This is a genomic window from Mycolicibacter senuensis, from assembly GCF_003284925.1.
Classification (GTDB): Bacteria; Actinomycetota; Actinomycetes; order Mycobacteriales; family Mycobacteriaceae; genus Mycobacterium; species Mycobacterium algericum_A.
In genome coordinates, this window is sequence record NZ_QMEX01000130.1 from 1 (window position 1) to 9947 (window position 9947).

Annotated in this window: 6 protein-coding genes; all 6 read right to left on the reverse strand. The window is 69.6% G+C overall.

Going from position 1 to position 9947, the window contains the following annotated elements; translation table 11 throughout:
• Positions 1–921 (reverse strand): PPE family protein (locus tag DQP56_RS19735; protein ID WP_133258981.1); only part of this gene is annotated, 921 nt, incomplete at its 3' end.
• A gap of 2 nt (positions 922–923) precedes the next feature.
• Positions 924–1235, reverse strand: coding sequence for a PE family protein (locus tag DQP56_RS19740; RefSeq protein WP_112688333.1), 312 nt, complete (start codon positions 1233–1235; stop codon positions 924–926).
• 28 nt (positions 1236–1263) lie between these two features.
• Positions 1264–5244: a type VII secretion protein EccCa gene (gene eccCa, locus DQP56_RS19745; protein WP_112688335.1), complete on the reverse strand. Its 3981-nt coding sequence runs from the start codon at positions 5242–5244 to the stop codon at positions 1264–1266.
• Complete coding sequence (gene eccB / locus DQP56_RS19750) at positions 5241–6863, reverse strand: type VII secretion protein EccB (protein ID WP_112688337.1); 1623 nt, start codon at positions 6861–6863, stop codon at positions 5241–5243. The genes eccCa and eccB overlap by 4 nt, the downstream gene beginning before the upstream one ends.
• Positions 6860–8692 (reverse strand): type VII secretion AAA-ATPase EccA, encoded by a 1833-nt coding sequence (gene eccA / locus DQP56_RS19755; protein WP_112688339.1) that lies wholly within the window; start codon positions 8690–8692, stop codon positions 6860–6862. Before eccA ends, eccB begins: the two co-directional genes overlap by 4 nt.
• Positions 8693–8958: 266 nt before the next feature.
• Positions 8959–9858 (reverse strand): class I SAM-dependent methyltransferase, encoded by a 900-nt coding sequence (locus DQP56_RS19760; protein ID WP_112688341.1) that lies wholly within the window; start codon positions 9856–9858, stop codon positions 8959–8961.
• Between the last annotated feature and the right edge of the window lie 89 nt (positions 9859–9947).

Genomic DNA, 9947 nt, shown 5'->3' on the forward strand with positions numbered 1-9947 from the left:
CGGGCTGAAACCGGCCACCACCGGAGTCGCCCGGTCGCCCGGCGAGGTCACCGCGACCGGCACCGGCTTCAGGTCGCCGTCGGGAGCCAATTCCCCGCCCAGCATGTCGGCGAGGTGGCCCAGCCCCACTCCGAGCAGGATCGGCACCAGCGCCGCACTGGCGAACAACAGCGACCAGAAGGTCCAGCCGAACGGGATGAAGAAAGCCTCATAGGCGATGAAGAAGAGCAACGGAAACCAGGTGACAAGGGCGCCGGGGCTGCTGAGGATCTCGCGGATCACCCCGATCGGGTCGGTGAAGAACTGGACCAGTTGATCCCACAGCCGGGTGAAGAAATCCCCGATCTCCGACGACGTGTCAGCGGCCGGCTGCGCGGCATCGGCTTTGAGGACCGGCGGCGCCTGTACCGTGCGCGGCGCCGACGCCAGTGCCGCACCGGACAGCGCGTGGTAGGTGCTCATGGTGGTGGCCGCCTGTACCCACATCCGGACGTAGTCGGCTTCATTGAGCGCAATCGGGATGGTGTTGATGCCGAAGAAGTTGGTGGCGACCAACACCCCGTGGGTCATGTGGTTGGCGGCCAGCTCGGCCAGCGTCGGCATCGACGCCAGCGCGGTGGTGTAGGCGGTGGCGGCCACCTCGTGCTGGGCCGCCACCCCCGCGCTGTCGGCGCTGGCCTGGCCCAGCCACGCCAGATACGGCGCATGCGCCGCCAGATACCGCTCGGCGCTGGGCCCCTGCCACGCACCGCTTTGTACCGCGCCGAGCAGCGCGGTGAGTTCGTCGGCGACCGCCGCGTACTCGGCGCTCAGCGCATTCCACACCCCGGCAGCCGACAACAGCGGACCCGGGCCGGGGCCGCTGCTCAGCATTGCCGAATGCACCTCCGGGGGGGAGGCCATCCAGACCGGGGCGGACATCATCAGCCGCGCGACCCCATGAAGTACCGCGACGCACCTGCCGCGTCGCCGGCGGCGTAGTTGACGCCGGACTCACCGACGCCCACGCCCGCGCGACCGAGCTCGGTGGCGCCCTGGGCAGCGACCGCGGCGTGCTCGGTACCTTGGGCGCTGAAGCCCGCGGCAATCTGCAGTGAGACCGGGTCGGCCGCCGGCGGCACCACCGCGGTGATCAGCGGGGCGGCGGCGGCCTGTGCGGCCGCCAGACGGGCGGTCAACGCCTCGACCGCTGCACTGGCGGCGGCAAGGCCTTCGGGAACCACGTTGAGAGTCATGGCTGTTTCTCCTTCCCTTCGATGCGTGTCAACGCGTCAGGCTCTCGCTGAACAATGGATTGACCAGCTGTAGGTAGGTGGGTTCATCGCTGTCGCCGAGCAGCATCGCCCGGCCCGCCGGCAACCGGCCGAACCGCTGGCCGCGGATCTTGCCGGAATCGGCCGGGTTGCCCGACAACATCAGCGTGGTGGCCTGCAGGTCGTTGAGGCGCCGCAACAGCGGGTTGGTCATCAGCGCGTGCGCCGACCCGGTGGCCCGGCCGGTCACGATCACGCGCAGCCCCAGGTCCTGCGCCTGCGACAGCAGCCCGATCAGGTTGGTCCACGGCCGTTGACCCGCGTATGGGCCGGTCAGCGCTGGCGAATCCGGGATGGCGTCGACGTCGTCGATGATCAGGTAGTGGGTGTGTCCCTCGTAGGTCCATCCGGCGAGATCCGCGGCCGACAGCCCGGCCGGCGGCCGGCGCGAGCCGATCAGCGCCGACAGGCCCAGCATCGCCGGGATCACCCGGTCGACGTTGGCGGTGTACTCGTTGTCGGCGAACAACGGTTCGTCGACCAGGTGCAGCCGACGGTCCAACACCGTGAACGCGACCTGCTCGGCGGTGCTGTTCTCCCGCACGGTGCGGATGATGTGGCGCAGCAGGGTGGTCTTGCCGGACTTGTTGTCCCCGAGCACCATCACCAGCGGGTTGGCGGTGAAGTCGAGTTCCACCGGAGCCAGGTCCTCTTCGCGCTGACCGATCACGATCCGCTCCGGGCCGGGCCACAGCGTCCCGACCTCTTCCGGGGCCAGGTTCGTCGGCAGCAGGCGCACCGGCGGCGCCGCCAGACCGGGGTGGCGGGCGTTGATCTCGGCGATCTGGCCCAGGTCCGGTTTGGCGATCAGGAAGTGCTCGGCGGCCATCGTCAGGCCACGGCCGGGCTGGTTGGCGGGCACCGCCTCGGCGGGCCGGGTCAGCGCCCCCGCCACCCGGACGTTGCTGTCCCGCGGGTCATGCAGCTTCAGTTCCAGGCGCAAGCCCAGTCCGTCGCGCATCGCCAACGGCACCTCGAGCCAGCTCGGGGTGGTGACGACCACGTGGATGCCATAGGCCAGGCCGATGTTGACCAGCTCGGTCACCTTGGCCAGCAACGGGTTCCGGGTGTTGAACTGGTCGGTGTTGTCCCGGCTGAAGGCGTACAGGTTGTCGATGACCAGGAAGACCTCGCCGTACCCGTCGTTGAGCGAACCGATGCTGCCGTCGCGGAACGCCTCCCGCTGCTGGCGGGCGGTGAGCAGTTGCTCCAGTTCACCGAAGGTGCGCCGGATCCGTTCGGGCTCCAGCCCGGAGGCGACACTGCCCACATGCGCCAGGTCCTCGAGCCCGCGCAGTTGGCCGCCGCCGTAGTCCAGACAGTAGAAGGTCACCTCGCGCGGCGAGTGCAGGCTGGCCGCCGACATGATGAAGGTCTGCAGCGCAGTCGTTTTCCCGGACTTGGGCCCGCCGTGGATGAGCATGTTGCCGCTGGCCGAGCGGGCGTCGAACACCAGCGGATCGCGACGCATGTCGAACGGCTTGTCGATCTCGCCAAGCGGCCAGCGCAGCTGCCGCTCGCCGATGCCGGCTCGGCCCAGCGCCGAGGTCAGCGGGATCGGCTCGTCCAGCGGGGGCAGCCACAGCTGCGGCGCCTGCGGGCCGTAGTGCGCCAACTGGTCGCCGATCGTCGCGATCAACTTGCGCGGCGGGGCGTGCGTCTCATCTTCGGCCTCGGCCACCACCGTGGTCTCCTCGCCGGAGGCCACCGGTCCTGCGGTGAACAGCTTGGGCTCTGGGATCGCGTGCATCACAACGGTTCTGGATTGCCGCGGCGGATCGTAAATGCCGTCGACGTAGGTGCTGCGGAACTTGATGGGCGCTGCACCCGGGGCTGGCACCAAGAAGCCCTCGCCCTTGTGCTCCTTGCCGGATTCGATGTGGTAGGCGTCTTCCACCCCGATGATCTGGCGAGAGACGCTGGGGCTGGCCACCTTCAGTCCGATCCGGTAGGAGGTGTTCTTGTCGATGTCTTTGATCTTGCCGACGTCCAGGGTCTGCGAGGCGAACAGGATGTGAATCCGGAACGAACGCCCCTTGCGCGCGACGTAGTCGAACAGCTCGGCGTACTCCGGGTGGTCGGCGAGCATCAGGGTGAACTCGTCGGCGACGATGAACAGCGTCGGGATCGGAGCCAGATCGTGGCCCGCGGCGATCGCGGATTCGTACTCGGTCACCGAGTTGAACGCACTGCCCTGCACCCGACGGCCGGCCTCCCGCAGCAGCAACTCGCGGCGGGCCACCTCACCGCGCAGCGTGTCGGCGAACCGATCGGCCAGCGAGCGCTTCTCGGCCATGTTGGAGATGACCGCGACGACTTGCGGGAAGTGCCGGAAGATGTCGGCGCCGGCCTCACCCTTGAAGTCGGCGTAGATCACGATCAGCCGATCCGCCGAGTGCGTCGTCAGCAGCGACAGCAGGATCGACATCAGGGTCTGGGATTTGCCGGACCCGGTCATGCCGATCATCAGGCCGTGCGGCCCCATGCCACCCTCGGCCTCGTCCTTGAGGTCGAAGATCAGCGGCTCGCCGGTCGCGGTGACGCCGATCGGGACCCGCAGTTCCTCGTCGCGGTTCCGCGGCGCCCACAGCGCGGGCACGTCCAGTCGCGAGGCGTCGGGGATGCCCAGCAGCGTGGTGAAGGTGGCGCCGCGGGTACTGGCCGATCGCAGCCCGGCGTGGGTCGGGTTGGAGTCCCAGCGCGACAGCCGCCGCGCCAGATGGGCGGCCTCATCGGTGGATAACGCATCGCCGTGATCCACGTAGCGCTGCCAGCCGCCGGTCTGCCAGCGGTCGATGGCCCGGGCTCGGCTTGCCCCGTCGGCGTCCCCGGCGATGCGCAGGATCGGCCGCTCGGGGTCGGAGTACTGCTCACGGTTCGGCGCGACGCTGCTGCGCTGCACGATGGTGACCCCGGCACGCGCGGCACCCAGCGACGATGCCGGGACGTCGAAATCGGGGTCGTCGATGATCACCAGCAGGTGCCGCGCCGTCTCGGCCGGCCCCCCGGTGAACGCCGGGCGGTCGGCCAGTGCCGGAGCCAGCAGCGCCGCCAACTCCTCGGGGCTCGACGCCAGGTAGCGCGCCGGGCCGACGCCGTCCACGGCGCCGGGGATGTCGACGTGTGGCAGCCACTTCAGCCATGACCAGTCCGCGGTCTCCAGAGCGGGCGAAGCCAGCGCCACCCCGAGCATGGTCGGGTCGTGCCAGGTGACGGCCTGGGCGACCCAGGCCCGCAGCGCGGCGCGCACGTCATCGGCGGCCGTGTCACCCTCACCGAGCACGGTGATCCGGGAGACTTTCGTCAGATCCAGGCCGACGGGCACGTCGCGCACCGTGCGCTGGGTGTCGAGCAGGCTGCGTAAAGCGCTGTGCGACACCGGCTCCAGGTCGATCTCGTCGGCGGTGTCGGTGACTCGCACCGGGCTGGCCAGCGGCACCGAATGACGGCCGGTGCGCACCACCAGGAAGTCCTCGTCGTGCGGGTCGCGCTCCCATTGCCGGCGTGAGCCGGGGACGGTGGCCAGATCCGACGGGTCGGGGTGTGACCATTCCGCGGCGGCCCGTTGCTTGGCGGCCGAGCCCCGGATGTTGTCCCGGACCACCGACAGGTAGCGCAGGTAGTCGGCGCGCTCGGCGTCGACCTCGACGGTGCGGGTCTTCTTGTCGCCACCGCGGTAGATGCCTGCCGCCGCTACCAGTAGGGCGAACGGGAAGAACAGCATCACCGGGGAGATGAGCCGCATACCGGTGGCGACCATCGCGATCACCATGCCCACGATCAGGATCACGATCACCACCGGCAGCGCCCGCTGCAGGAACGACGCCGGGACCATCCGCGGCAATTCGGGTGGCGGCTCGATGGTGATGGTGCCCTTGTCGGTGGGCGGCGCCGGCAGCCGGCGGTGGGCCTCGAAGATCAGTCGGCTCATCGGGTCTCTCCCCCGTTGGTTGCACCCAACTCGGTGGTGGCGCGGCGAACGGGTCGTTGATCCGGTGCCAGCCCGTCGTGGGCCAGCAGGGCGTCGGCGCGCGACAGCGTGGGACCGAGGGCGAATTGCGACAGCACCGACCACGGGATGGGCACCGCCGGCTGGCTCAGCCCCAGCGCAGCCACGGTGTCACCGTCGCTACCGGCGGGTCCGCTCTCGGTGTTGACGCCGTAGCGCACGCCGGTGTCGGAGATCCAGAACAGCGGTCCCGCCGAGTGGTCGGCGGTCGGATCGGCGCTGACGCTTTGGACGAAGTAGCCGGTGCCCGGTGCCAGGGCGACCCGCGCGGCGGTCCCGCCGACTCCGGCGCCGACCAGATCCAGGGTGCGGACACCGTCGCGCAGCGGCAGCGACGAGCCGGCCAGCAGCGTCAGCGAGCTGGTGCTGGCCCCGGCGGGCCGGCTCCAATGCGCGCAGGTGAGCGGGTCGGCCACCGAATCGATGACGCTGACCGGCTGCTCCGGGAAGCGGGAGACATCCAGTGCGTGCGACACCGGTAGCCGGGCGACGTCGTCGGCGCCGAGCAGCGGCGGCCGGTCCAGCCCGTGGGAGTCGGTGTTGCGCAGCACCGCGGCGAGCACGCCGGAGATCGGTTGCAGGCCGTCCGGCAGCACCGCGTAGTAGCGCAGGGTGCCCTGCTCGTTGCCCTCCAGGGCGTGCGCGGCCATGACCGCGCCCACCGGCGCGTCCGCCGGCAGGTCGAACGACGGCTTGTCGCCGGCGCCGGGGATCACCGGCGCAGTCAGCGGGGGCGCCTCCGGGATCACGTTGAACAGGCCCGTCGAGATCGAGCGGGGTGTGGGAACGGCGGCGCCCTTCTCGCCGAGTCCGAGCGCGCCGGTGATGGCGCGGTCGGCCAGGTCGATCCGGCTGCGTTTGCCCTCCCAGAGCAGCCATGCTCCGAAACCGTTGTCGGCCAGCACCGCCTGGTGCGCGTCGAGGGCACCGGCGCGGGAGCCGCCGTCGCCCAGCGGCCCGCCGATCACCGTGACCCCGGCTTCCGAGCCGGCCACCGAGTCGCACACCGTCCAGTCCGCGTCACGGCTGGTGTTCTGCACCATCCGTTCCGGAGCTCCCGGGATGCCGATCAGGTTGCCGCGCGGGATCTTGTCCAGCCCGGCGCTTTTCACCGCGGTGGGATTGACCGGGCGGCCGGCGATCAACCGCGCCGAGGTCAGGTTCAGCACCGGGTGCAACTGCTCGCCGACCCGGACATACAGCGCCGACGTCGACTTGTCCGCCAGTACCGGGTCGTTGGCAGCGGCACTGTTGGGCCAGATCAGGGTGAACACGAAGCAGCCACCGGCGACGGTGGCCAGCACGAGCAGACCCATGAGCACAGCGCGCGCCTGTGAGCGCAGCGGCTCCACCAGCATCCGGGTGTCGTGCAGGGCCACGCCCGAGGCGATCCGGCGCATCACGAAGCGCCAACCGCTGACCTGATGCTTGGTGACGAACCCTCGCCGGTATTCGACGCGGTCGGGGTTCTCGTTGACCGGGGTGCGCGATGCGAAAGAGCGCCGCTCCTCCTCGGGCCGGTCGGATTGCGTGGCACTCACGCGTTCGCCTCCAGTCCCAGGCCACGCAGCAACGGCGTCACCGAGTAACGGACGTCTTCGGTCGTGATGGTCATGAGCTCCTCATCGGTGAACACCCCGGTACCGGACTGCTCGGAGTGGTCGAGCCGGAACTCGCGCTCCTCTTCCGAGCGTTCGACCAGGTTTCGCACGAACCGGCCGTTGCCGGCGATGTCCAGGCTGCGCCGGGCGATGCCGTTGGCGTCGGGGTGCGACGCCTCGGCTAACTGGTGGAACAACGCCTGCATCTCCTCGAGCGCCGCCGGCTCGAAACGGCTGTCGCGCTGTTCGGCCATCTTGTAGGCGATCTCGACCAGCTCCGGCGGCTGGTAGGACGGGAAGTCGATGCTGCGGGTGAACCGTGACCGCAGACCTTCGTTGGTGTCCAGGAACCGGTCCAGGTCGGCGCGGTAGCCGGCGACGATCACCACCAGCCGGTCACGGTCGTTCTCCATCCGCGCCAGCAGTGTGTCGATGGCGACCAGTCCGAAGTCGTTCTTGGCGCCGGTGGCCACCAGGGCGTAGGCCTCGTCGAGGAACAGCACGCCGTCCAGCGCACTGTCGATGATCGCGTTGGTCTTGGCCTCGGTCTCACCGATGTGCTGGCCGATCAGGTCGGCACGGTGCACCTCTTTGATGTTCTCTTTCTTCAGCAGCCCCAGGCCGCAGTAGATCTTGGCCACCACGCGGGCGATGGTGGTCTTACCGGTTCCGGGCGGCCCGGCGAACACCAGGTGGTGGGTGCGCTGGCCGACGGCCAGTCCGTGCTGCTTGCGCACCACCTCCATGGCGACCGAACTTTTGAGCCGCTGCACCTGGTTCTTGACCTCGGACAGGCCGATGAACTCGCCGAGTTCGCGTTCGGCCTCGGCCAGCAGCTCGGCCTTGCGTTCGTGGGCGGCGGGGTCGATGAAGTCCTCGGCGCTCGGCTCGGTCGCGGGGTCCCAGGGGTCGGTCCGTGCCTCGATCCGCGCCGCGGTGGTCGTGACGATCCCGAAACTGGTGTCCAGCAGGGCCTCTTCGACCTGCTCGTTCTCCGGGTTGGCGGCGTAGAGGTCCTGCAGCACCTCCTCGGCCGTCTCGTCCTCGCCCTGCGCCCGCAGGATCAGCCCCTTGGCCAGTGCCCCGTCGGTGGCCGCGACGGCGATCGGGCCGTCGGGCTCCTCCAGGTAGGACAGTGCCGGGGCGTACATGCCCAGCCGGGCCAGCGCGACGCCCAGCGCGATCTTGGCGGCGTGGCTGAACAGCTCGTCGCGGTCGGGGTCGTTGACGATCGGGGTCAGCAGCTTGACCATGTCCGACCAGCGCCCCGCGTGGTGGTTCACCGAGATCGCCAGCCAGCGCGCGTCGTTCCAGTTCGGGCGCCGCGCGGTGATCTCGGCGACGATCTCGTTCGCCTCCGCGCAGCGGCCCGCCATCGCCAGTTGGGCGGCGTGCGCCAGGTGGAAGTCATCGGCCTCGGTGGCACGCAGCTTCAGGTAGAGCCCGGTGTCGTAGTGGAACCCGAGCGCGCCCTGCGGCAGGTCCAGTCGGCGCTGCAGCGCCCCGGCGCTCGCGGCCGTCTGCGAGACGGCGGCCAGCACCCGCGGTGACTGGTCGCCGGCAGCGGCCAGGCCGGTCCAGGCATCGCACTGCTCGTACGCGACACGGGTCAGCGCGGCGAAACCGGTGCGGGCGGCAACCAGATCGGCGGGCCGTTGCCGCTGGTATACGGGGATGCCCAGGGCCCGACAGCAGGTGGCGAACCGGCTGAGCGTCTCCTCGTCGATCCGAGGTTGCGGTGCCAACAGAGCCGCGTCACCGTTGTTCATGCGTGGCTCGCCCCTTCACCAATATTCCCCAAGCTAACCCGGCTGAAGTTAGCATTGCATAAGCTAACTGTCGAGGCCGGTTCGAGCGATCGCCGGGTGGTCTGCATCACCGCATTCCCCGCTCCTTCGGCAGGTAGACCCGCCGCGGGAGCACCGACATCGTTCCCACTCATACCCCGGCTCCTTATTGAAAATGATTTTCGTTTGCTGGAACGTTACCCCATTCGGGGCATGCTGACGACAGTGGCTGGCGTTCTCGACGGGCCCTACCTTTTGACCGCCCGGACCAGCGAATTCCGGGCCACCATCGGGCCGGCTTCGCTGTCCGGACCCGGCACCGGGCGCCCCAGCTCACGCAGGTAGTCCGCCAACGGCGTCGCCACCGCGGTCCAGCCGCGCTCGCCGAACCACTGATCGGCCGGCGCGCAGCGCTCGTTGTAGATGAGTTGATGGAAGACGCGGCTGTCATCGCCGGCGACGACTTCGGCCTGTAGCGCGGCTTGGAACACCTCGTCCGGCAGCGGGGCGCCGTCCTCGACCGCCAGGTGGCTGCCGGAAGCCGCCAGGCCGTCGATACCGGTGAACAGCTGTTCCTGTGCGTCGGCCGGAAGGTAGATCAACAGCCCCTCGGCGAGCCACGCCGAGGGCCGGGCCGGGTCGAAGCCGGCGTCGCAGAGCGCTTGCGGCCAGTCCTCCCGCAGATCCACGGCGACCTCGCGCCGCTGTGCGCCGGGCCGGATACCGCGCTGCGAGAGCACGTAACCCTTGAAGGCCAGCACCTGCGGCTGGTCCAACTCGAAGATGGTCGTCTGGTCCGGCCAGTCCAATCGGTAGCCGCGGGAGTCCAGCCCGGCCGCCAAGATCACCACCTGCCGCACACCGGCCTCGGCGACGCGGCGGAAGTAGTCGTCGAAGTAGCGGGTGCGGGCGCCTTGATAGTTGACGAAGTGCTCGCCGAAGTCGCTACTGAGCAGCTCGTGGTCGGGCAGATTGCCCGCGATCACCGCTTCCCAGTCGCCGCCGGAAGCCCGACAGAACAACTCGGCATAGGGGTCGACCACCAACGGATCGGGCTTGCGGGCTTCCAAGGCCCTCGCGGTGGCCACGAACAAGGCGGTCGAACCGACACTCGTGGTGATGTCCCAGCTGTCGTCGTCACTTCGCATCAAAGGCATTCCAGTGACCCTACGCCGGGGTGATCAGTGCGTGATCCCTGCTGGTCGCGGCCCGACCCGCGCAGGTTCGACGCGCGGTC

Bases quoted from the DNA above. Each gene is read 5' to 3' on its own strand.
- DQP56_RS19760 (WP_112688341.1), bottom strand. From the start codon at position 9,858: ATGCGAAGTGACGACGACAGCTGGGACATCACCACGAGTGTCGGTTCG.
- eccA (WP_112688339.1), bottom strand. From the start codon at position 8,692: ATGAACAACGGTGACGCGGCTCTGTTGGCACCGCAACCTCGGATCGAC.
- DQP56_RS19740 (WP_112688333.1), bottom strand. From the start codon at position 1,235: ATGACTCTCAACGTGGTTCCCGAAGGCCTTGCCGCCGCCAGTGCAGCG.
- eccCa (WP_112688335.1), bottom strand. From the start codon at position 5,244: ATGAGCCGACTGATCTTCGAGGCCCACCGCCGGCTGCCGGCGCCGCCC.